We start from the raw sequence: 22,718 nt of genomic DNA on the forward strand, positions 1-22,718 counted from the left end.
CCGAGCCAATTTAGAGGTTGTTTGAAAAGTTGGAAAGTATACTCAAAACCTTACTTCCATTGATCTTCCCATAGTCAAAAAGGCTTTGAAACAAACTACCATAAGAGGTTTAGGTTTCCAGAACTTAGATGTTATCAAAAATACTTTTCAAACATCCTCTTACTGCAAACCCGAATTGAGAAGGTTACTGAACCCACAGTCGTGCCTGGATTATTTTGACAATAGGGGCTTGGTTTATCTTCCCTCGTCAATGCCGACAACTATTATCAGTACAGGATTAATTATAGCGAACCAACTTAGTAGTATAATTAGGGATTTTTCTGTTGATTTATTAAGTCTTAATATTATCAACATCAGGCAGTTTATGATATTCTTCGTGTGTCATCCCATAACCTGATTTCTGAAAATGGCGAAAACTTATTATCACTAATATTTTTCACCAGAAAAATTTGAGACAGGTTAAAAAATTTAATTTGGCAATCAATCTTTTTTAAAGGTAAGAGAAATGGCTCTATTAGATAAATTCTCACTTCCTGTTATTTCAAGTGCAGCAGCATTCCTCGTATCAATCATATTAAATATAGATACTGCTCAAGCAGCTTTGTATCGATTCAGCTTTGAAGGTGAGGGAGTGAACGGTTACTTTACTTACGATGACACTGCCATAGGAACTCCAGATTCACCAAAGTCTACCCTATATTTTGAAGGGGGATATGATTATAAATTTGACTTTGGGGAGAAGGGAGTTTTTCAAGGAACCGTCGGCAATCCGATTGTTTTTTTACCCCGTCAAGAAGATGGTCTTACATCACCTGATACCGACGATTTTATTTGGGAAGTACGCGCTAATCAACGGCAGCCAGCGTCTGAGTTTGCTTTGCTGAACTATTTTCATTATCCAAAGGGTACATTTGGGGAATCTACCGCCATCCGAACAACAGTTCCAAGTACTGCAATTCTTGATGTCTATCCCAATGCAGACTTTCCTAATTCAATAGGCAATCTATTGTATACAGGAACTGTCCAAACCCGAATTGAAAGGGTTTTTGAACCTGGATTGTTGCCTGCATTGTTAGGAGTAGGCGCTTACTTTATCTTCTGTCGTCGTCAGCGCCAAGGAAAACTAATTGATATAGATATGTAGAAAAGATGCTGGTTTGGCTAGCTTTTAGCCCGATCTAAATTGCTCCTCTTTCATCACTTTTGATCAGATTATAAACTGTGTCTAAAAATCGTTAATTTATCTAAGTAATGAAAGAGGATTGCAAATAGTTTTCTTGTTTTTTAACTCTTTAATCTCAATAATATCTCGATATTTTATCAAAAGATATCATTTGTACATGATATATATCGCATCAAAAACACAATAGGCGATCGCACCCTTCAAAGCAGCATCAAGCTATTGATATTGAGAGATAGAAACATAACATCAATATCACTAATATTCTTAATTTCCAAAATTGAGTGATAGCTAACTATTTTTAGCAGCAATCTCTGAAAATTTGTGCTACAAAATAAAACTTTAAACTAATGAAACCGAAATATCCGCTTGAATCTCAAACAGGGAAATTCACTATTACACCACCCCCTATAAATAAATGGCTAATCACAACAACTCTCATGCTAGGTACATTAATTGCGATTATTGATACTAGCATTGTGAATGTTGCCATTCCTCAAATTCAAAGTAATTTAGGTGGATCGATTGATGAAATTAGTTCAGTCGTAACATTCTATATTATTAGTAATGTGATTGTAATGCCCTTAACTGGCTATCTGAGTGCCTTATGGGGTCGCAAACAGTTTTATGCTGGAGCAATCATATTATTTACAATTGCCTCATTATTATGTGGACTATCCTGGAATTTATCAGCCCTTGTATTCTTTCGGATTCTTCAAGGATTAGGTGCAGGAGTACTTTTTCCAACTGCTCAGGCTATTTTATTAGATACTTTTCCTAGAGAAGAACATGGCAAAGCAATGAGCATTTTTGGTCTAGGAATGCTTGTAGCTCCAGCTTTGGGCCCTGTATTGGGAGGCTATTTAGCAGACACACTTACCTGGCGTTCTATCTTCTTAATTAATGTTCCAATCGGATTGATTGCTGCGGTAATGGTATTTCGATTTATTCACGATTCACCTTATTTAAAGAAACCACAGGGTAAATTCGATTGGTCAGGTTTGATAGCTTTGGTAATTGGTTTATCTAGTTTGCAATACGTTCTAGAAAATGGGCAACGATTGAATTGGTTTGACTCTACGTTAATTATTGTTCTATTGATAGTTGGGGTTAGCGCGATCGCATATCTTGTTTGGTGGGAGTTAGTGAACCCCTCTCCCATTATGGATTTATCATTATTTAGGAATAGAACTTTTGCCCTTGGCAACATCATCACATTTTTAGCTGGATTTAGCCTTTTTGGTGTACTGTTTATCTCTCCGGTGTTTCTGAGTCAAGTTTTGAAATATGACTCATTAACAATCGGAATGCTGCTCATGCCTGGGCCAGTGGCGACTGCTTTGATTATGCCCTTAACAGGTGTATTGGCAAATCGTCTAGATGCTCGGATGCTTTTGGCAATAGGAATTGCTTTTTCTGCTGGTGGTACTTGGCAATTAAGCGATTTAAATCTGCAATCAGATTACTGGGATATATTTTGGCCCCAGGTTTGGCGAGGAATTGGTTTAGGATTATTATTTGTCCCTCTGTCTTTAACGACTTTAGGCTATGTGAGCAAAGCTAAAAGAACTTCTGCTTCCGGCCTTTACAACCTAATCAACCAGTTAGGAGGTAGTATTGGCATTGCTGGGCTAGCCCTCATGCTTGGGCGTTTGCAAGCATTTCACTCTACCAATCTCGCCCCGATAATCAAACAATCCGAAATAGTTCAGCAGCAAGCAGCAGTTTTAGCTTACAACGACTTATTTCGCTACAGTACCTTGATCATTCTTGCTAGTTATCTACCTTTATTGTTTCTGAAAGTTAGACTAAAAACTCGAAAAAAAGCTCCAATTATCTTGGGTTGAAAGGGTAGCTAACTAAAACTTTGTGTTGAGAAAAAAATTAAGTTTTTAAGGATGAAATCAATATGGATCAGTTGACATTGCTTACACATACTTACCAACAAACTCATATATCAGCGCCACTCGGAGAATGGCGGGTGCGAGGACTTCGGGGTGCAACTACAGTTAGCCAAAACTCAGCCCAAGCGATCGCTGAAGCTGTAGATGAGTTATTGAATGCCTTAGAAGCAAACAATCCCTTAGATCCTGCCGAAATCGTCAGTATCACTTTTTCAGCCACTCCTGACTTAGATGCAATGTTTCCAGCTGCGGTGGCACGTCAACGTCCGGGTTGGGATCAAGTTCCTCTGTTGGATGTACAGCAAATGCAGGTAAACGGTAGCCTCAAGTCCTGTATTCGGGTGCTAATTCACTTTAATACCCCCATGCCTCAAAATACATTACGCCCGATTTATTTGCGTGGTGCTGCACAGTTACGCCCAGATATAGCGAGATGCAGTTAGGCGTAGCCCGTCGCAGACATCGTTCCATCTCGAAAAAATAATTATATATTTAAGAGGTCTTATGCTTACAGAAAAGCTGAAACAAATTGACCAACAACTCATTGATTTACTAGGTAAAAGAATTGCAGTTTTGGCTGAGTCCCAATCTATATCTTTAGAAGAACAATTTACTAACTTTACATTTTCTTTAGTACAGGCTGGTGTTCCAGAGTCAATGTGGAAAAACCTAGTTACAGGTTGTACCTCTGCTGCTGCTAGTGCATTTTCGCCGACAGCAAATACCAAACCACGACGGGTTACTCTAGTTGGGGGACGCGGCTTGATGGGGCACTTTTTCCAGCAGAAGTTGTCAGCCGCCGGTCACTACATCAATATTCTCGACCAGGGGGATTGGGAACAAGCAGAATCGCTACTAAAAAAAGCAGATTTAGTTTTAGTTTGCGTCCCTATTGAATATACAATAGATGTGATCCATAAACTGGCGAAATACCTTTCTCCAACTACTGCTTTAGCCGATATTGCTAGTATTAAAAATCCAATATTACAGACTATGCTTGAGCAGCATAGTGGGCCTGTAATGAGCTTACATCCAATGTTTGGCCCAGGCATCAAATCGTTCTTGTGCCAAAAAGTGGTAGTCTGTTCTGGTCGTGGAGACGATGCATTTCAATGGCTTCTGGATTTGATTGAACATGATGGTGGTAAACTAATTGTGTCTACACCAGAAGAACATGACGAAATGATGATTGCTGTTCAAGCAATTCGTAATTTTACAACGTTTAGTCTTGGTGTTTTTCTCGCACAACAAAACATTGATATCCGTCGGAGCTTAGATTTTTCTAGCCCAATCTTCCGTCTAGAAATGGATATAGTTGGTCGCTTGTTCAGTCAGTCTGCACCTCTGGTAGTAGATATTATGCTTGCGACATCAGAGCGTCGAGAAGCTATTGGGCAACTAGCGATCGCGTATAATCGGTTGGCGCAATTAGTTATTCAAAACGATCGAGATACTCTAATTCAGGAGTTCAAGGCAACCCATAGCTTTTTGGCAGAAGGAATGCACTCTGCTGTAGAAGAAAGTACTTATATGATTGACACCTTGAGTACACTCCTAGCAGCTAAAGATGTCGAACAAAAACAACTATGTTTCGTTAGTAAACAAAGTGCGATCGCTAATCAACCTATAGCGCCACGAACCGAGATTCTTTCTCATGGGAGAACTATTGAATCCAAAGCTTAGGGCGCAAAGCAAAGGACACATAGAAATTAAGAGTTTCAAAGAATTCTTGCGTAAGTTCAAATCGGGAGCATCCCAAATGTGTAAAAACATAATTTGTCATTGCGAGCGTAACGCAGTGAAGCAAAGCGATCGCAATGTACAGATGTTGCTATTCCTTCATTCGCAATTGACTTGTAACGATTTATAGTAAATTTGCAAAATTGGGATGCTCCTGTTCGAATCCTTGTATAGTCAACGCTAATTTTTACAACCACAATCAAAAATGTTAACTAGAAAGCAATTTTTAATGATGAGTGCAGGTTTAGGAGCCGGAGTTCTGCTCCCCGAACTACTTAAAGGAAAGAGAACCTATGCAGCCTCGCCCTCACTTTCAAAATTTACCGAGTCTCTGCCCATTTCCTACCCAACTTCACCGCCTAGTACCTTAGATATTGCGCCAGGTACACACTCGTTCCATAGCAGCTTAGGGTCTTCTACCACCTGGGGTTACGGCGGATTGCCTTATCTTGGCCCCACTTTCGAGGTAACAAGGGGAACGCCCGTTAGGATTCAGGCATTCAACAAACTTGGCACTCATCCATTAGCTGGGTCAGTGGATACGAACCTGCATGGTGTCAGCTCATCCGACATAACCAATCCCCGGACAATCATCCACTTACACGGCAGCAATACCGAACCTGACAGCGACGGTTATCCAGAAGATACATATCTGCCTGGACAGAGCAAGGTGTACAACTACAATAACAATCAAGAAGCAGGGACACTCTGGTATCACGACCATTCACTCGGCATGACCGCCTTGAACGTCCAAGCTGGATTAGCTGGAATGTATCTGATTAGGGATGAGGACGATCCCATCGGTGGCAATGGCCCCCTCGGTATCCCTGCCGGAGCGCCTTATGAAATACCATTGGTGCTGCAAGATCATTCGTTCAATTCCGATGGTTCGATGTCCTTCCCAGCGACATGGAAAACTGAAGTTTACGGTGATGTTGCTGTCGTCAACGGCAAGGCTTGGCCAAACCTCAATGTTGACCGAACTTTGTACCGCTTCCGCATCGTCAACGCCTCAAACTCTCGATTTTTCAGACTTAAGCTGTCGTCAAATCAGCAATTAATTCAAATTGGCAGTGACGGAGGTTTACTGAACGCTCCAGTATATTTGTCTAAGCTACTGCTGGGGCCTGGTGAACGAGCAGACGTACTCATCGATTTTTCTCAAAGCCTGCCAGGAGACAAGATTGTATTGCAAAATGACGCTGCTGCACCGTATCCCAAAGGTTTGGCTACGGTAATTGCTCAGGGTTTCTTTAAAATGCCAGAAGTTATGCAGTTTACAGTGAATCAGGGTGTTGCCCTTCCTAAAGCTATTCCCACAAAACTGCGAGTAAACAGTCCATTAATCACAAAAATTGCTACGAAACCAGTCAAAGAGCGCAACCTGGTTCTAATAGATATTTTGAACTCTAACTTTCAGGTGTTAGCCATGATGCTCAACGCCGTTTACTGGCATGAGGCAGCCAACCACCCAGAATTGAGAGAGCAACCACAAGTAGACACAGTAGAGCAGTGGAACTTCATCAATCTTCAGCCATTTGCCCACACAATGCACCTGCATCTAGTACCATTTCAAATCCTCAACCGTCAATCAATCAATGATTCTGCGTACTCCGCAGCATATAGAGCTACTGGGCCGCGTAAAGTACTCATGCACAACGCACCAGGTGGGGATACAGTGCCATTCGGTTATCCACCACTCGACCCTACCCCCTATTTAAAAGGTTCACCCAGACCGCCAGCAGCGAACGAAGCTGGTTGGAAAGATACTGTAGTAGTCAATCCGTTTGAGGTGGTTCGTCTGATAGTTCCCTTTGGTGCTAAAGCCGCAGCCAACTTACCTTTTGGCAATTCATTCACTGGACGGTTTGTGTGGCACTGTCACATGCTGAATCACGAGGATAACGACATGATGCTACCCTTTGACGTTCTACCGTAGTCTCGGATTGTATTGGTGAGGGAATTAAAAGGTGGGGTTCTTTGGGAATCAGTCATCAAGCGAACACAATCTTAATAGTTGTTTGAAATAAAAGGGGAAATGGAATGAATTTTGACAAAAAACTTGCAGCTACTCTTACTGGCACGGTCTGTTTTCTAACAGCTATGATGGCTCCTGTTTCGGCCGCGATGTTTAATTTTTCCTACTCTGGTACGAGTGTACTTGACCCTACTGACATTGTTACAGCTAGTGGAACATTAACAACTAGCGATTACGATTCTGCCACAAATGGTTATGAGATTCTAGATATTACTGGCATAAGAAATGACGTTACAATAGAGTCATTGTTATCTCCAGGATCATTTCTTGATAATGACAATCTCTTATTAGCTGATTCTCCGGCTTTGAGTGAATTTGGATTTGCTTATACCGCAGGGGGAGTATCATATAATGTTTTTAACACTTATGACTATTTAGAAATTGGAACTCCAGGTTTCTACACAGGTTATCCCCTCAGTTATTTTTCTATAACACCTATACCTGAGTCTTCCTTAATGTTGGGTATATTAAGTTTAACTGTGTTAGTAGCTATCAACAAAAGAAACGGGAGGTTTGCTCTTAAAAAGTTGAATCATCACAATGGGAGTGTTGCTGATTAAGAGACATTTCAAAAGTGTTTAACTGTAACTTTAAATACTTTTAAATTTCCCTAACCCCCTAAAAAAGGCTACGGTGTACACACAAATAATTTAATTATCCCAAAGCTTTTTTGTTGTAACGTGTCAAGGCTAAAATACAATACGCTTGGGTTAAGAAGAGTAGTAGGTTGGGTTGAGCGGCAGCGAAACCCAACAAATCCTTGATAATGTTGGGTTTCGTTCCTCAAACGCCACGTGCTTCAAGTCGGGGAACCCGCCCAACGCAGTGGCTTCCCAACCTACGCCAGTTGTAGTTTTTAGCCTTAACCTAAGCGTATTGGGCTAAACTAGTGTATTAGAAAAAAGCAGAAAACATTAAGTTATCTCAATTTTATCAAAATTTTATTGCATTATTTTAGCCTTACCACGCCAGTAGAGTGTGTGGATGGATAATATTTTATACGTAGAGTGGTAAAACTATAAACATATCTATACCTATCTGTAAAATAAGCTTTGAGTTAAATAGTTGCTTTTTTAATATCATCAATCAATTCATCAATCCTTGATTGAGTAGTGTTCCAAGAACACATAAAACGTACTCCTCCCACACCAATAAATGTATAAAACTGCCAGTTATTTGCTTTTAAACTGTGAATAACTTGCTCAGGTAACTTCACAAATACGGCATTGGCTTCTCTAGGAAACATCAACTCAATACCTTCTATGTTTATATTTAATAGTTGATTTTCTAAGTATTCAGCACATTGATTAGCATGTCTAGCATTTTTTAGCCAAGCACCAGTTTCTAATAGACCCAACCAGGGAGCCGAAATGAAGCGCATTTTTGAGGCTAGCTGCCCTGCTTGTTTGCATCGATAATCAAAGTCTTCTGCTAGCTCTTTGTTAAAGAAAATAATCGCTTCACCTAATGCCATTCCATTTTTAGTACCACAAAAGCACAACACATCTACTCCCGTTTTCCAAGTAATTTCAGCAGGGCTTTTATTCATAGCAGCAACTGCATTTGCAAACCGAGCGCCATCCATGTGAACCTTTAAGTTATAGTTTTTTGCAACTTCTTTAATTTTTAGAAGTTCTTCAATAGAATATAGGGTTCCTAATTCGGTTGATTGTGTAATACTAATAACTTTAGGTTTGGGATAATGAATATCAGTACGTTTAGTGACAATTCCCTCTATCGCTTCTGATGTTAACTTGCCATTTTTCCCTGGAGCCAGTAAAAGTTTAGAGCCATTGGATGCAAATTCAGGTGCGCCACATTCATCTGTTTCTATGTGAGATGTTTCATGGCAAATGACGCTGTGATATGACTGACAAAGGGCTGCTAAAGATAAAGAATTGGCGGCTGTACCATTAAAGGTAAAAAATACTTCACAATCAATTTCAAAGAGTTCCCGAAAATAATCTGTGGCTTTTTGAGTCCATTCGTCGTTTCCATAAGCTGGAACGCTGCCTTGATTTGCCCTAATCATATATTCCAGCGCTTCTGGACAAATACCAGAAGAATTATCACTTGCAAACTGCTCTAAGTTGTTACTCATAATTTTTACCTTTATTTTTCTTTATAGGACAATACGCTTGGGTTAAGGCTAGCACTCTTTATTAAGGTTGTTTTTTTACGAACCACAGAGACGCAGAGGACACAGAGAGAAAAGGAAGAGAAGGAAAAATTACTTAAGAAGTATATTGCTTTATAAGACTGATATTTGATGTTTTAAATATAGATAGTGGCATGGCTAAAATAGTATAATAGGTAAAGGCTGGTAGTAGGGTTAATTCCCAATAAACTATAAATTTAAGATACAAATTTAGCCTTGTTATACCAATACATATTTTTTCAAACATTAAATCGAATTGCTATATTTTCTTTGAGTAATTATAATCTCGCTTAGTATGTTTATACTATTAAATAGATTTGCTAATGTCCACAAAAAAATTGGGGTCTGAGTTTCTCTTTACTGAGACGTTAAGTTACTACGGTGTCTTTGTTGGGTTTGGGTTGAGAGGATTATGGAACGGTAAACATCGTAAATAAATAATATTATGCTAGAAAAATAGAGTTTGCTAATTAGAATGCTAATCATATACTTATAATGTACTATACAATGCCCTACCAATAAATATGACATTACTTGATTAGGCATATCTGTCCTTTGCTTAATTGTGAGTAGTCATACTGATTAATAGCTCTCTGGGTGATGCTCCTTCTGGTGCGTCTGCTACGCGAATGTTGCTGACACCAGTTGTTCATCAAGGAAGCTATGCTAGTTGCTTCTTTCTTGGCGCTAGCCTCTCCTTTTGGGAGACGGGAAGATACTGCGCGTAGCTTGCTTTCTTGTAAGGGTAACAAAATGGAAAACCCGCCCAAAACACTGGCTCACCAATGACTAATGACTAATAAATAATGACTGAACCATTGATTGAACTGAAAGGTGTTTCTAAGTCCTTTGGTAGCCATAAAGTTCTAGATAATGTAGACTTGACCATTTACCGGGGAGAAGCGCTGGGGATTATTGGGCCATCGGGGACTGGTAAATCAACAATTTTACGGGTAGTAGCGGGGTTACTGACTGCTGATGAAGGAGAAATTTATGTGCAAGGGGTGCGGCGAGACGGTTTGATTGAGGATGGTGGCCAGCAGGTTGGTATTGGCATGGTGTTTCAGCAGGCGGCGCTATTTGATTCGCTGACGGTGGAGGAGAATGTAGGATTTTTACTTTATCAAAATTCAAAGCTGTCGCGATCGCGCATTCGAGATTTGGTACACGAAAAATTGGAGATGGTCGGTTTGCCATCAATCAGCGATCTTTATCCAGCCGAACTTTCCGGGGGAATGCGAAAACGGGTAAGTTTTGCCCGTGCGATTATGTCTAACCCTGATAATCCCTCAGAAGGGCCAGAAGTTCTACTATACGATGAACCAACAGCCGGACTTGATCCTATTGCTTCAACAGTAATCGAAGATTTAATCCGCCATTTGCAATGTTTACATGGAGTTTGTAGTACTTATGCTGTTGTTACCCACCAGGACAGCACTATCCGCCGCACAGCTGATAGACTTATATTTCTCTATGAAGGCAAAGTGCAGTGGCAGGGTACAGTTAGTGAGATATACAACACAGAAAATCCGTTGATCAAACAATTTATAAGTGGAAGTGTGAAAGGGCCGATTCAAGTCGTCGGTTAGAAAGTGAGAAGTTAGGGATTTGGAATTAAAAGTGAGGAGTTAAGAATAGGGAGCGAGAGTTAAATTCAATTCCCAACTCCTATACAGACGCGATAAATCGCGTCTCTACTCATAACTAATTATTGGTGGAGGCAAAAAATGCGAGGTCTGATGACAAGCCGCTTCGCTTCTGGGCGAACGTTTAGAGAAGGCTCTGTGGGGTTGTTGCTCCTGCTCGGACTGGGGGTATTTGGGTTACTATTTCTATGGTTAAATAGATTTACTGCTGCTGGGCGTTCATACAAAATTATTGTGGAATTTGCTAACGCTGGCGGAATGCAAAAAGGAACAATGGTTCGCTATCGAGGTGTGAAAGTAGGAACTATTTCTAGGGTTATACCAGGGCCAAATGCTATTGATGTAGAAATTGAAATTTCTCAAACTGACTTAATTATCCCCCGTAAGGTAGTGGTGGAAGCTAATCAAAGTGGATTAATTAGCGAAAGTATTATCGACATCACGCCAAGAACAACTTTACCGACTGGGGTTGTGCTTGCTAAACCCCTAGATAAAAGTTGTGATACTAGTCTTATTGTCTGTAACGGCTCTCGCTTACAAGGTAAGATTGGCATCAGTGTTGATGAACTAATTCGCAGTTCAACTGAGCTATCGGCTACATACAACAACCCCCAATTTTATAGAAATGTCAATAGGGTTCTAGAAACTACCACAGGCGCAGCATCTAGTTTTACTGAGCTTAGTCAAGATTTACAAGGCTTGACTAAAAGCTTGAGACAACAACTAAATACATTTTCAACCACCGCTAATTCAGTGCAACGAGCGACAAATCAACTTAATACATCAGCAAATCAAACAGTAAATAAATTTGGTGAAACTGCAACTCAAGCAAATCGTTTGCTCACGAATCTGGATAATCTATTAACAACAAATCGTTCCTCGCTGGTTGGCGCTTTAAATAATATTACCCAAACTAGCAACCAACTACGTGTTACAGTCAGTAGCCTATCACCATCTGTCAATCGCTTGACTCAAGGAGAATTACTCAACAATTTAGAAGCTCTTTCAGCAAATGCAGCGCAAGCTTCAGCTAATTTACGCGATGCTTCTAAAACTTTAAACGATCCGAAGAATGCGGTGTTGCTGCAACAAACTTTAGATTCAGCACGAGTAACCTTTGAAAATACTCAAAAAATTACATCTGATTTAGATGAATTGACAGGCGATCCTAATTTCCGACAAAATTTACGGCAATTGGTGAATGGTTTAAGTGGTTTAGTCTCTTCTACACAAGATATGCAGCAACAGGTGCAAGTTGCTACTACTTTAGATACGGTAAAAGCTGCTGTGAACAAACAAAATAATCTAACTCCTACCCCAGCACCAACGCAACAAGCGATGTCTCATGACAAGTCGCTACCCGTCTACAGGGTTAATCCTTTACCTACCAATTTTGAAAGTACTGAAATCACCCTTGAACCAACCCCCAGTCCGTCTCCGTCTATCCCTAACTCATCCCAAGAAGTTCTGTTGAAACAGCTGCGGGAGTATGGTGAGCAACGGAAGCAACTGGAGACGAGGAAATAGGCAATTCGCAATTCGCAATTCGCAATGGGCTAACGCCCCGCTCCGCTAACGCAATTAAACTAAGACAGACACTTTGGGGTTGGGTTGAACGAAGTGAAACCCAACAAAATCAGAGATTGTTGGTGTTGGGTTTCGTTCCTCAACCCAACCTACGCCTAACTGCCAGTGAGATAGGATTAACAGCATAGGTGCAGTTATTGATGACTGCGATCGCAATTTGTTATTTTTTAGTCAAGTCAGGGAACTCTATTAATACAATTCAGTAATTCGTGCAGCATTAACCACAGAAGGGCTTTCCGTAGGTAGTTGTTGTGGCTTTAACTGAACTGTGTTGTAAGGATAATTTAGAGTTTTGAGGATCGGCTGATGGATAAATCGATTATTCAGTTGGTTGACGAATTACCAACTGACAATATTACTGTCAAAGTTTTAAAGGCTCTTGATTACGTAGCACCAGGTGAATGGAGCAATTTGACAGGGTTTGAGAATAGTATTCGCAGCATTACTGGAGAAACCGATGCTAAGGTAATTCAGAGAATCCGCGATCGCGCTGCCATAATATACCAAGATCCTCAAAAAGGCTACCAGTTCGCAATCAAACTTTATCAAACAATTGATAAGGCAGACACAGCGATGGCAGCAGCAGCTTTAGCAAATAAAGTTAGTGAAAAAATCGGCTTTCTGTCTTTTTTAGGCAACATTACTCCCAAAGCTGATGTCACTCAATCCATTGACTTAGCACTGAAAATTGCCGTCGAAATCATCGCTTTTTGCAAACTAAACGGCATTCCTCAACCTAACCCCCAAGAGTTTGCTAATTCCCTTGCTAACAACTATCAAAATGCATCCCTAATGCGGATGGTAGCTTTAGTTTGTATAGACGGAATTATGCCATTAGGCCCCGACTTTCTCAGCAAGATTCACGGAGTTATTAGTGGTACTGATGCTAGCGCAGTAACTCAAAATCCGGTTTTCTTGGCTGTCAATAATTTTCTCCCAGGTAGTAATCCCTCAGATAAAGTTGGTTTTATCAGTCAGGGTTTTAACTCCGTGCAAGGCTGGATGAATAACTTAGTATCTAAAACAGGCGTAACCCCGCAATCAATTTCTAGTCACTTGGGTAGTTTTATTCAGATTGCTGATGATAATTTAGATTTTGTTGCAGCATTCCTAGATCAAACTACCAATTACTACGAGCATACAGGAATTCAAAGTGTCGCTCGTGGCTTGATTTTAGAAGCATACACTTTAGTAAAAGAAGAAATTAAACAAGAGCAACAAAAGCCGATCCAAGATGTTTCATCTGCTTCTGCTGTCAAATCAGATAACAATCAGTATGAAGTCAGCAAAACTGTAGAAGTTTGGGATAGTGAAGACGAAGATTGGTATCAAGGAACAATTGAAAAAATCCAAGATGACCAATTCTTTATTCATTACCTTGGTTATGGTTCATCTTATGACGAGTGGGTGGGCGAAGATGACATTCGGACTCGCGATCTTCGCGCTGCTGATGACAATGGATATGCCGTTGGTCAAAAAGTAAAATGTTGGGATGAAGACCAAGAGGCTTGGTATTCTGCAACGATTCAGCAAATCCAAAATCAGCAATACTTTGTTCACTATGCTGGTTATGACTCATCTTATGATGAATGGGTTGATAGTGACGAAATTTCTTAACTACTAAATTAGCACGGGGGCGACGAGAGCAATATCTCCGATGGATTATTCGGTGTCGCGCCCTGTGCTAGTGGTCTATCAAATTCATTTTGACGGTTAGAGAGACGCGATAAATCGCCGTCTCTACAAGGATTTTATCTATGAATTATTTATTGACAGACTACTATTGGTCTATCGCATTAATTTTGCTGGATTGCGAGATCCCCGACTTCTTTAAGAAGTCGGGGATCTGAACACCGAAATAATGACATGAACCACTAGCTAGCATATAGTACTTTTAAAAATTACGAATTATTTTGACACTTGCGCTACTATATCCCCTATTGCCTTCGTGCAATAGGAGTAGTGCAGGTTAAACAGATGACAGAAGAATTTAATACACAGGGCGTACAGAATCTGGTTGCGATCGCAGATCAATTCACCCAAACAGGAAAGGTTACAGGCGTTAAAGCCTTTGGGAGTGGTAATATCAATGACACCTTCTTAGCGGCTCTAGATTCCTCGAAAGAACAACATTTTGTCCTGCAACGCATCAATACGCAAGTGTTTCGCCAGCCAAAACTGATTATGCAGAATATGCGTACCTTTACTGAGCATGTTCATAAACGGTTACAGGATAGCCCCCTGAATCGTCGCTGGGAAGTACCGCGTGTACTATTAACTAACGATGCTCAAGATCATTGTCAGGATGCAGACGGCTCCTTTTGGCGAGCGATTAGCTTTATTGAAGGCTCCCAATCTTTTGACACTATGCGCGATCGCTCACAAGCGCAAGAAATCGGTTATGCGTTGGGGATGTTCCACAATTTAATCAGCGATTTGCCACCAGAAAAACTCGCTGACACCCTTCAAGGATTCCATATTACACCGCTTTACCTCCAGGGTTACGAAGAAGCGTTGGCGAAAACTAGTGCGAGTCAATCTGCGGAAGTTAACTATTGTTTACAGTTTGTTAGCGATCGCCAAGGCTTTGCACATATCCTAGAAAATGCCAAAGCTGAGGGTAAATTACCTCTGCGTCTGATGCATGGTGATCCAAAAATCAATAACGTCATGTTCGACATTGCTACCCAGCAAGCCGTTAGTGTGATAGACCTCGACACCGTTAAACCCGGTCTGGTACATTACGATATTGGTGATTGTTTGCGATCGGGCTGCAATCCGGCTGGAGAAGAAACCGAGAATTGGGAAAGCGTTTATTTTGACACCGATCTGTGTGAGGGAATCTTACAAGGCTATCTCTCCGTGGCAAAGGCGTTTCTCACCGATAATGACTATGCATATATATATGATGCCATCCGTCTCATTGCTTTTGAATTAGGATTGAGATTTTTTGCTGATTATTTAGCTGGGAATGTTTACTTTAAAGTGAAGCACCCAGAACATAACTTGGCAAGAGCGATCGTGCAATTTAAGCTTACCGAAAGTATTGAATCTCAAAAAACGCAGATTTGCAACATTATTAAAGATATGAAATGAACGACCAGATATTTTCTTTACAACCCTTTCCTTCTACTGAATCGCCGCCTAATTTGAAAATTGCAGGTAATATTGCCCGAAATGGGAATAAACTTGCCATCCGCTATCTGCTTGAAGGCGATTTAAAAGAAATTGCAATTGTTCCCCCATCAAAAACACCATCACGCAAGCATGAATTGTGGGAAGACACCTGCTTTGAGTTCTTCCTTAGCATCAAGGATTCTGCACAGTATTGGGAATTTAACTTATCCCCAGCCGGACACTGGAATGTCTATCGCCTTGATGGATATCGTCAAGGTATGCAAGAGGAAACAGCCTTTGAAAAGCTACCGTTTAATGTTCAAAATCAAACTGATGTTTTAACCCTTGCTTTGGATATCGATTTAGATAAAATCATTTCCGTGGAACAATTAATTGAAGTTGCAATTACGACTGTTATCAAAGACAGAGAGGGTGAGGTGACTTACTGGGCGTTAACTCATAAAGGCGCGGAGGCTGATTTTCATTTACGGGATAGTTTTATTGTTAAGTTGTGAAATCCGTTTTTATATAGCTTGCAAAGTTGAGGATATTAGCTATAGAGACTTGTGAATATGAAGATAAATTAATATATCTTATAATGATAAAATTCGTTCATGTTTGATAACACTTGCAAATTTATCGCTGAAATGTATTCTCCTGATTTCGCTACTTGGTTATTAGGAGAACCCATTACCTTAACTAAATTAAGTCCTACAGAGTTATCCTTAGAACCTATTCGTGCTGATGCCTTAATATTGTTGCAATCAGATGAAGTTGTTCTGCACATTGAATTCCAGACCCAGCCCGACGATAATATGCCTTTTCGGATGGCGGATTATCGATTACGGGTGTATCGCCGTTTTCCCAATAAACGAATGCACCAAGTGGTAATTTACTTAGATAAAACCGAATCGGAAAAGGTCTATCAAACCACTTTTACTGCTGGAAGTTTACAACATGAATTTTCAGTGATTCGTTTGTGGGAGCAACCTGCTTCAGATTTTTTGTCTGCACCAGGATTACTACCATTTGCGGTTTTAAGTGCTGCTGAGAACAAAGTTGATACATTGCAACTGTCAGCTGCGGCTGTTGACAAAATTGCTGATCGACGGACGCAAAGTAATATTGCTGCCGCCTCCGCAATTCTGGCTGGGTTAGTATTAGAACAAGAAGTGATTGGACGTTTATTTAGGAAGGACATAATGCGCGAGTCTGTGATTTACCAACAAATTAAAACCGAAGGCAAAGAAGAAGGAAGTCAACAAAAAGCTCATGAAATTGCCCAAAACTTACTAGCAGAAGGGATGACAGTAGAAGCGATCGCTCGAATTACTGGTTTGTCAGTAGAAGCGGTGCAACAATTACAGCAGAAATAATCCACGGTTTACTTAGATTAGGAATATTTTTATCTGAATCCTTTATTTATAAGAAAAATAAAGGAACCATTTGCTATATTTAGTCAACTTAATGTTTTTGTAAGTTTACAGCATCTTTGACTTTGCGCTTTTTTAAGAAACTGGACATGAATGGCCGTTCAAAGAATAAGTAAAACCAATAAGAAATGATGAGTGACATGATAGTGCCTACTAAATAGGATGCCGCCGCAAACATATCTGGGGAAATTGGCAGATAAAACAGGAAGTAACGCACAAAGACTAAGACTGGCCCATGCATCAGATAGAGGCTATAAGAAAATGTACCAAGTGCGATCGCCCAAGGATGTTGTAATATCTGTAGTATTAAAGATGGCTGTTTCCCTTCAATTATCGACTTAGTTAAAGAAACAAATAGACAAGCAAAGGCAAGACCGGCGAAACTTTGATTAATCCATATATGCAATCCTAGTTGCCGCCATTCAGTTATAAAGGCAACACAAGTAAAGACAATAGCCAATCGTCCCCACGGTAGAGAATTCCTGAAAGCCACTAACCTGGGTTTTTGAGAAAATCCAATATCTGCTGCTGCCATTCCTAAACAGAATATACCTAATAGCCAAGGATTGGCTTGTTGAAGAAATCCATTCAACAAGTATATAGGTGTTAGACCGATTACAAAGGCGATAATGACAAGCACCAATAAGCCAAAACGTCGCCATATAGGTAACAACAGTAACGGAAACAAAAAGTACATTTGCCATTCTGTTGCTATAGTCCACATAGGGGAATTAATTGTTAAATATGTTTTGTCGCTAAGATTATGAACTAATAACAAGTGAGACAAGACATCTATCAAAGAAAAATTAGGCGAAAATGATCCAATGCCTGCCGATTCATTCCACTGAAAAGAAGTGAATTTCTCTAATATAAAAACAATTGCAGCTAGTAGCAAACAGATGAGCAAATTTACATAATAAGGTGGGAGAATTCGCCGCGATCGCCTCTTAATATAATTACTGAAATGTCCTGGTAAGTGACCATTTTCAGAACGGGCTACTGGTAGCATTAAAACGTAGCCAGAAAGCACAATAAAACTGATAACACTAAATGCACCATATTTCATAGCTCTGACAAAAATAGACCAGTGTATGGGCAATTGCTCTCCGATTGCTGGCTCAACGTGAACAAGTACAACATACAGAGATGCTAATCCACGTAAGCCATCCAAGTAAGGAAGATGAAGTCTATTTTCAGTAGGTTTTTCTGTAACTTTAGTCATTTACTTAATCTCACACTATGGTTTTGCTGATAGATAGATTTACCCCTGAGTAACGCTAAAATTATGTTGCCAAAAGACTATTAATCAAATTAGTAAATGGCTGACTATCTTCAGGTAAAACTTAGTTTCAAGATGACATAGGTAATTCTTTAGCCTTGGGAAGCCCTTTGCCGTCACGGTTTTTAATTACTCGTGCAGGTACACCCACAGCTACCGAAAATGGGGGAATATCTTTAGTAACAACAGCGCCAGCACCAATAACACTGCCTCTACCAATGGTGACACCATCTAATACTTTTACTCCATGGCCTAGCCAGCAATCATCTTCAATCACAATGCCTTTACAAGTAACACCTTGGTATTTAATTGGCTCTGTCGGATCTGCAAAGTTATGATTATTGGCATATATTGCAGTGTGGGCTGCAATTAAACAATTCTGGCCAATTTTAATGTTTCCAGGGCCACCAATACAAACGCCAGGGCCAATAAAAGTATCTTCACCAATGTGAATAGAAGTGTTATTTAGTGCCCCTATTAAAACGTTACGCTCTAGAATAACTCCATTTTCTAGATAAATTCTATTATTGTCGTGTCCTTTTCCATCTATACGAACACCTTTGAAAATATAAACTCCATTCCCAACTTTAATAGAATCTGCACCGAGAAATTCAACGCCATCTTGAATATATACTGAACTACCTATCTGGGCAAAAATAGTACGATAGAAAAAAATACGTAATTTTACACCTCCAAAAATTGTTGGGATGTCACCTAAAAAAGTAGTTAGCAAAAGCTCTTGAAATCGCTTTAATTTTGAAAAATCCTTCAAGTCCTTCATGGCTCTGTTCTTATCAAATAAACTGCAAGTTTTGGTGTTTTTAGAGTTGCAAAATGTCTAAGTAATTACATTCTGTATTTCAGTCTTATTATGTACCATCTATATTTCTATATCTGCATTATTAGATTACAGATAATAAAAAAACAAGATGGCTAATATAGAGTTTTTCAACAATTTGAAAAACCTAAAGTCAGCTTTGAGCTATGAAATACAGGCATTATTTAATTGTTAAAAATGGCTATACAAGAAATGCTGTATTTATTTACAAGCAAATTCTGTAATTAGTATTTAGTATATGTACTTATTTGGAAAGAAGAGAAACACTTTTTTATATTTGCTACTAATTAATACTGAAGCTTAATGCTTTACCGCAACATCAAATATCTAACTCTCCATGTGGTATAAATTAGCAATTTGACAAGCTACTATAATTCAGCTAATCAGTTATCAAATATCAAAGTAATTACTTCAATTCAATTACATTTATTTATCCCGTTCCAAAGCCGGAGTGAAACTTATTCACTGCGAGCGAGATGTAATTGTTGAATTCTTCATAAAATTTCCAAGCAAGTACAAGCACGTCAAATCAGGGGGGAGTGTCTCCAACTTCAGCCATCACATTGAAGTTAATCATCGGAGCAAACAAATAAACACTTCCCCGATTACTATAACGGCTTACTTGCAGCCAGTTTTTAGAGTCTGCTGCTGTTGTCATCATTACGTACACAGAGAATTTACATATTCACTAAAGCGCCTTTATAGCAGCACAAATAGTGTGCTTCCACTATCCTAAAAGAGACTCACATAATTATTATTAAGAAACGGTAAAGTTTAAGGAAAAAACATAAAGTTTTAAAAATTGACATACTTGTATAATCAGTCTTTTCCTGATTTTAGATATAAATTATACTATTCAACTCTCTCTATTAATTAAATAAATAACTATTAGATATCAGAGTAAATACATATATCAAAATGCGACCATCATTTGATTTATGGTGTTTCATAAAACTGCAAAATTTATCATTAATTTGCCGTTTAAAATATTGCTGGTAACTTTTCTAATTATGTTCTGCAAAAATCTACCTAACTGTGTTGTTTTTATATGTGATATCAATCTTACGAAGCATAAAATCAAGAAGGGTAATACATCGGTACTACCCTTCTTAAGATTCTTTTTCAAAGATGTCTATTGTAGAAATGATTGACGCTGAGAGTGTCAATCAGCAGACGAAAGGCTTGGTATTGCAGAACGAATGGCACTAATAAAGTTTTGAGCATAGTTCTGCGTTGAGAAATCGAGGGCGCGTTGCCTGGCAGCTACTCCGGCACTCTGGGCAAATTCTTGCTCGTCAAGATAGCGGAGAATTGCGATCGCTAATTTATCCGCATCGCCGTAAGGTGTTAATAGCCCATTCATGCCATCGGTAATAATCTCTGTCGGGCCTCCTGCATCGCCAGCAATTACAGGTTTACCTAGCGCCATCGCTTCAATAATCACAATTCCAAAGGGTTCTTTATCCGATGCATGAACGAATACATCCATCGCCTGCACCCACTCTGGAATATTACGCTGTAGTCCAGCCATAATTACTTGCTCTTTCAAGCCCAAGTTTGTGATTTCTGCTTTTAAAAAGTCCTCGTAGTCCGGTTCTAAATCGTGCTTACCGCCAACTACCACACAATGGGCATCAGGATACTTCTGTAAAATTGTGGGCATCGCTTGTACCAATACGTGCATTCCCTTCCATCGTTGCAATCGTCCGACAATTCCAATCAACGGGCCGTGTAAGGGTAAGCCAAGTTTGCGCCGTGCTTCTTCAGGAGTTGGCAAAGCATTAGGCTCAAATCGGTCTAGGGCTACACCAGGATAAACTAAAGGTGTTGGTCTATGAGGCCAAATCTCTGCTTGTGCTTGCTTGCCATCTTGAGAGAGAGTGATAATTGCGCGGGCTGGGATTAAAGTAGCAAGTCTTACCAACCAAGTTTTATCGCTAGGTACTTCTAGTTGATACCAGACAGCAGGCAACCCAGCCAGCATTGCTGCCAAGCCTCCAGATATATGCGTGATCCACATCCAATTGACAATTATATCTGCACGTTCGCGGCGGGCGATCGCAGCTATCCGAAAAACAGCGCCAATAAAACGGTGGATTTGGCGTAAACGCCCACTTTCCACAACTCGCGCATCAATACCAAGGGACTTTACTTGTTTTACCATTGGGCCGTGTTCTAAAAATATCACTAGCCACTCAACACCAGCATTACGTCCTTGCTGTACCAAATCCCAAAGCATCATTTCACCGCCGCCTCGTTGTTCGGCTAGTGGCATTACAATAATTGCTTTCATAATTTATATCAGTCCTATTTAAGTTGTTAGATTTATCAGATCCCCGACTTCTTAGAAAAGTCGGGGATCTTGGGATTGCTATAGTATTTATGTCCTGCCATCGCCATAGCTAAAAATCCCCAAAGAATCATCCCTGCTACACTCAACATTCCACTACCGATAATTAGCTGTGTAGCAGAACTGATCCCAATGGCGCGGGCAGCACTAATAAAACTATCAAAACGACCTTCACCATAACTGCTAACACTAACAATTAACAAAATTAATCCACCCATATAAAAGATGGCTCCAAACCAACCAAGGGTGAAAAACATATCTAAAATGCCACTATCAATTACCACTACTTCAATTTGTCCAGTTTTTTCGTTAACTTTCCAAATATTTCCTAAGCCATTACCTAGACCATTAGAAAGGGCTAAACCCAGGTTTTTGTCATAACTTCCCGATCTATCTTTAAAACTGTTGTCATCTTCAAGATTAGAAAATGTTTCTAAACGCGCTGCGACAACCCCAGCAATTGGCTCAATGGTTGTTAATGGCACTACACAAATTGCCATCACCACAATTATGGTAATTAAGCGCATTTGAATTCGGGTTTTGACTGAACCCATAATCATTATTATTCCTAATAACCAGCCCCCCCAATTAGTTCGTGCTTGTGTCAGCAGAAAGGACAAGTAACCAACAGCTGAGGCAGGAAAAATTAAGTTTCCAGAACTGGTAAATAACAACAGCAACCCAGCTTGCATGACAGAACCAAAGGGGCCGACTGAGTGTAATGTACTCCAAACGCGCATTCCGAAAGGTACAGGGTTTCCAGAACTCATAAATAATTTTGATTCTATGAGCCAGTACCTATCCCACTCAGGAGCTACGACAAATTGATATACACCATAAGCCCCTAAAATCAACACACACCAAAGAAAAGTTCGCTGAATATTTTGGCGATAGCTAGGATAATCTCGCCAGTTTATAAATAAGTGAAAAGCGAAAATGATTGGACTGAGCCAATCCAGCAACCCGCGTGCTACAGGGATTGGTGGGTTATAAATCAGACCGATGAGAAAGCCATAAAAGACTCCGATAAAAGCCAGAACAAACGGCAAACCCCCTTGACGTGAGGCGCGGGGAAAATGTCGCAAGAATGTGGCAATAGTTACAAACACCACTAAATAGGGTGCTATGAGCATCTGACGGGTAGCATCCCAACCTACCCGAAAGTCAACTAAGCGCGTAGCTAAAGGCGTGAGAAACCATATCCACCAAGTAAAGCTGACGTAGAGAATGGGATGCCGCAAGTATAAAAATACAGCTACTGCTAAAGCCGTCACCGGATAAATTAGGCGTAATGCAGCAGTAGCACCAGCAAAATAGCAAACTACAGTTAGTAGTATAAAGCTTGCGATCGCCATCCACCCTTGTTGCGATCGCTCTTCTGGAGAATAATTTTCTTGTGAAAAACTATTGTAAAGTATCTGCTTAGAATTCATTCAATTTTAGATATA

Annotated in this window: 19 protein-coding genes; 12 read left to right on the forward strand and 7 right to left on the reverse strand. The window is 39.9% G+C overall.

Going from position 1 to position 22,718, the window contains the following annotated elements; all coding sequences use genetic code 11:
• Positions 1–505 precede the first annotated feature (505 nt).
• The 6 genes from VB732_RS17035 to VB732_RS17060 all read left to right on the forward strand — a co-directional run bounded on the left by VB732_RS17035 (position 506) and on the right by VB732_RS17060 (position 7,422).
• Positions 506–1,144: a hypothetical protein gene (locus tag VB732_RS17035; RefSeq protein WP_323232048.1), complete on the forward strand. Its 639-nt coding sequence runs from the start codon at positions 506–508 to the stop codon at positions 1,142–1,144.
• 386 nt (positions 1,145–1,530) lie between these two features.
• Complete coding sequence (locus VB732_RS17040) at positions 1,531–3,027, forward strand: DHA2 family efflux MFS transporter permease subunit (RefSeq protein ID WP_323232049.1); 1,497 nt, start codon at positions 1,531–1,533, stop codon at positions 3,025–3,027.
• Positions 3,028–3,089: 62 nt separating this feature from the next.
• Positions 3,090–3,527 carry a chorismate mutase gene (gene aroH / locus VB732_RS17045; protein ID WP_323232050.1) on the forward strand — a complete coding sequence of 146 codons (438 nt, stop codon included), beginning with the start codon at positions 3,090–3,092 and terminating at the stop codon, positions 3,525–3,527.
• A gap of 61 nt (positions 3,528–3,588) precedes the next feature.
• Positions 3,589–4,767, forward strand: coding sequence for a bifunctional chorismate mutase/prephenate dehydrogenase (gene tyrA, locus VB732_RS17050; protein ID WP_323232051.1), 1,179 nt, complete (start codon positions 3,589–3,591; stop codon positions 4,765–4,767).
• Between the two features lie 262 nt (positions 4,768–5,029).
• Entirely contained in the window at positions 5,030–6,763 is a 1,734-nt protein-coding gene (locus VB732_RS17055; protein ID WP_323232052.1) for a multicopper oxidase family protein, read from the forward strand.
• Positions 6,764–6,867: 104 nt separating this feature from the next.
• Complete coding sequence (locus tag VB732_RS17060; RefSeq protein ID WP_323232053.1) at positions 6,868–7,422, forward strand: PEP-CTERM sorting domain-containing protein; 555 nt, start codon at positions 6,868–6,870, stop codon at positions 7,420–7,422.
• Between the two features lie 497 nt (positions 7,423–7,919).
• Here the strand turns inward: VB732_RS17060 and VB732_RS17065 are convergent, their stop codons facing one another.
• Entirely contained in the window at positions 7,920–8,963 is a 1,044-nt protein-coding gene (locus tag VB732_RS17065) for a low specificity L-threonine aldolase (protein ID WP_323232054.1), read from the reverse strand.
• Between the two features lie 863 nt (positions 8,964–9,826).
• Between VB732_RS17065 and VB732_RS17070 the strand changes: the two genes are divergently transcribed.
• Both VB732_RS17070 and VB732_RS17075 read left to right on the forward strand, forming a co-directional pair.
• On the forward strand, positions 9,827–10,609 hold the full coding sequence (locus VB732_RS17070) for an ABC transporter ATP-binding protein (protein ID WP_323232055.1): 783 nt from the start codon (positions 9,827–9,829) through the stop codon (positions 10,607–10,609).
• Positions 10,610–10,747: 138 nt separating this feature from the next.
• The gene (locus VB732_RS17075; RefSeq protein WP_323232056.1) at positions 10,748–12,193 is read left to right on the forward strand and encodes an MlaD family protein; all 1,446 of its coding nucleotides are present in this window, start codon (positions 10,748–10,750) and stop codon (positions 12,191–12,193) included.
• A gap of 54 nt (positions 12,194–12,247) precedes the next feature.
• Here the strand turns inward: VB732_RS17075 and VB732_RS17080 are convergent, their stop codons facing one another.
• Entirely contained in the window at positions 12,248–12,379 is a 132-nt protein-coding gene (locus VB732_RS17080; RefSeq protein WP_323232057.1) for a hypothetical protein, read from the reverse strand.
• A gap of 180 nt (positions 12,380–12,559) precedes the next feature.
• Here VB732_RS17080 and VB732_RS17085 point away from each other — a divergent pair, with 180 nt between their 5' ends.
• From VB732_RS17085 to VB732_RS17100, 4 genes are all read left to right on the forward strand, one after another.
• The gene (locus VB732_RS17085; RefSeq protein ID WP_323232058.1) at positions 12,560–13,870 is read left to right on the forward strand and encodes a Tudor-knot domain-containing protein; all 1,311 of its coding nucleotides are present in this window, start codon (positions 12,560–12,562) and stop codon (positions 13,868–13,870) included.
• 360 nt (positions 13,871–14,230) lie between these two features.
• The gene (locus VB732_RS17090; protein WP_323232059.1) at positions 14,231–15,349 is read left to right on the forward strand and encodes an aminoglycoside phosphotransferase family protein; all 1,119 of its coding nucleotides are present in this window, start codon (positions 14,231–14,233) and stop codon (positions 15,347–15,349) included.
• Positions 15,346–15,885 carry a DOMON-like domain-containing protein gene (locus VB732_RS17095; protein ID WP_323232060.1) on the forward strand — a complete coding sequence of 180 codons (540 nt, stop codon included), beginning with the start codon at positions 15,346–15,348 and terminating at the stop codon, positions 15,883–15,885. The genes VB732_RS17090 and VB732_RS17095 overlap by 4 nt, the downstream gene beginning before the upstream one ends.
• Positions 15,886–15,984: 99 nt before the next feature.
• On the forward strand, positions 15,985–16,746 hold the full coding sequence (locus VB732_RS17100; RefSeq protein ID WP_323232061.1) for an Rpn family recombination-promoting nuclease/putative transposase: 762 nt from the start codon (positions 15,985–15,987) through the stop codon (positions 16,744–16,746).
• Between the two features lie 88 nt (positions 16,747–16,834).
• On the opposite strand, the gene VB732_RS17105 is transcribed toward VB732_RS17100, so the two are convergent.
• The 5 genes from VB732_RS17105 to VB732_RS17125 all read right to left on the reverse strand — a co-directional run bounded on the left by VB732_RS17105 (position 16,835) and on the right by VB732_RS17125 (position 22,703).
• The gene (locus VB732_RS17105; RefSeq protein WP_323232062.1) at positions 16,835–18,025 is read right to left on the reverse strand and encodes an acyltransferase; all 1,191 of its coding nucleotides are present in this window, start codon (positions 18,023–18,025) and stop codon (positions 16,835–16,837) included.
• Between the two features lie 127 nt (positions 18,026–18,152).
• On the reverse strand, positions 18,153–18,863 hold the full coding sequence (locus tag VB732_RS17110; protein ID WP_323232063.1) for an acyltransferase: 711 nt from the start codon (positions 18,861–18,863) through the stop codon (positions 18,153–18,155).
• Between the two features lie 586 nt (positions 18,864–19,449).
• Complete coding sequence (locus tag VB732_RS17115) at positions 19,450–19,581, reverse strand: hypothetical protein (protein ID WP_269141781.1); 132 nt, start codon at positions 19,579–19,581, stop codon at positions 19,450–19,452.
• Between the two features lie 501 nt (positions 19,582–20,082).
• A complete protein-coding gene (locus VB732_RS17120; RefSeq protein ID WP_323232064.1) occupies positions 20,083–21,213 on the reverse strand; it encodes a glycosyltransferase family 4 protein in 1,131 nt (376 codons plus the stop codon).
• Between the two features lie 35 nt (positions 21,214–21,248).
• Entirely contained in the window at positions 21,249–22,703 is a 1,455-nt protein-coding gene (locus VB732_RS17125) for an O-antigen ligase domain-containing protein (RefSeq protein ID WP_323232065.1), read from the reverse strand.
• Positions 22,704–22,718: the final 15 nt, after the last annotated feature.

The organism is Nostoc sp. UHCC 0252 (assembly GCF_034931145.1).
Classification (GTDB): Bacteria; Cyanobacteriota; Cyanobacteriia; order Cyanobacteriales; family Nostocaceae; genus Nostoc.

Bases quoted from the DNA above. Each gene is read 5' to 3' on its own strand.
- VB732_RS17090 (WP_323232059.1), top strand. From the start codon at position 14,231: ATGACAGAAGAATTTAATACACAGGGCGTACAGAATCTGGTTGCGATC.
- VB732_RS17075 (WP_323232056.1), top strand. From the start codon at position 10,748: ATGCGAGGTCTGATGACAAGCCGCTTCGCTTCTGGGCGAACGTTTAGA.
- VB732_RS17120 (WP_323232064.1), bottom strand. From the start codon at position 21,213: ATGAAAGCAATTATTGTAATGCCACTAGCCGAACAACGAGGCGGCGGT.
- VB732_RS17095 (WP_323232060.1), top strand. From the start codon at position 15,346: ATGAACGACCAGATATTTTCTTTACAACCCTTTCCTTCTACTGAATCG.
- VB732_RS17035 (WP_323232048.1), top strand. From the start codon at position 506: ATGGCTCTATTAGATAAATTCTCACTTCCTGTTATTTCAAGTGCAGCA.
- VB732_RS17115 (WP_269141781.1), bottom strand. From the start codon at position 19,581: ATGATGACAACAGCAGCAGACTCTAAAAACTGGCTGCAAGTAAGCCGT.
- VB732_RS17040 (WP_323232049.1), top strand. From the start codon at position 1,531: ATGAAACCGAAATATCCGCTTGAATCTCAAACAGGGAAATTCACTATT.
- VB732_RS17065 (WP_323232054.1), bottom strand. From the start codon at position 8,963: ATGAGTAACAACTTAGAGCAGTTTGCAAGTGATAATTCTTCTGGTATT.
- aroH (WP_323232050.1), top strand. From the start codon at position 3,090: ATGGATCAGTTGACATTGCTTACACATACTTACCAACAAACTCATATA.
- VB732_RS17125 (WP_323232065.1), bottom strand. From the start codon at position 22,703: ATGAATTCTAAGCAGATACTTTACAATAGTTTTTCACAAGAAAATTAT.
- VB732_RS17060 (WP_323232053.1), top strand. From the start codon at position 6,868: ATGAATTTTGACAAAAAACTTGCAGCTACTCTTACTGGCACGGTCTGT.
- tyrA (WP_323232051.1), top strand. From the start codon at position 3,589: ATGCTTACAGAAAAGCTGAAACAAATTGACCAACAACTCATTGATTTA.
- VB732_RS17110 (WP_323232063.1), bottom strand. From the start codon at position 18,863: ATGAAGGACTTGAAGGATTTTTCAAAATTAAAGCGATTTCAAGAGCTT.
- VB732_RS17080 (WP_323232057.1), bottom strand. From the start codon at position 12,379: ATGCTGTTAATCCTATCTCACTGGCAGTTAGGCGTAGGTTGGGTTGAG.
- VB732_RS17055 (WP_323232052.1), top strand. From the start codon at position 5,030: ATGTTAACTAGAAAGCAATTTTTAATGATGAGTGCAGGTTTAGGAGCC.
- VB732_RS17070 (WP_323232055.1), top strand. From the start codon at position 9,827: ATGACTGAACCATTGATTGAACTGAAAGGTGTTTCTAAGTCCTTTGGT.
- VB732_RS17085 (WP_323232058.1), top strand. From the start codon at position 12,560: ATGGATAAATCGATTATTCAGTTGGTTGACGAATTACCAACTGACAAT.
- VB732_RS17105 (WP_323232062.1), bottom strand. From the start codon at position 18,025: ATGACTAAAGTTACAGAAAAACCTACTGAAAATAGACTTCATCTTCCT.
- VB732_RS17100 (WP_323232061.1), top strand. From the start codon at position 15,985: ATGTTTGATAACACTTGCAAATTTATCGCTGAAATGTATTCTCCTGAT.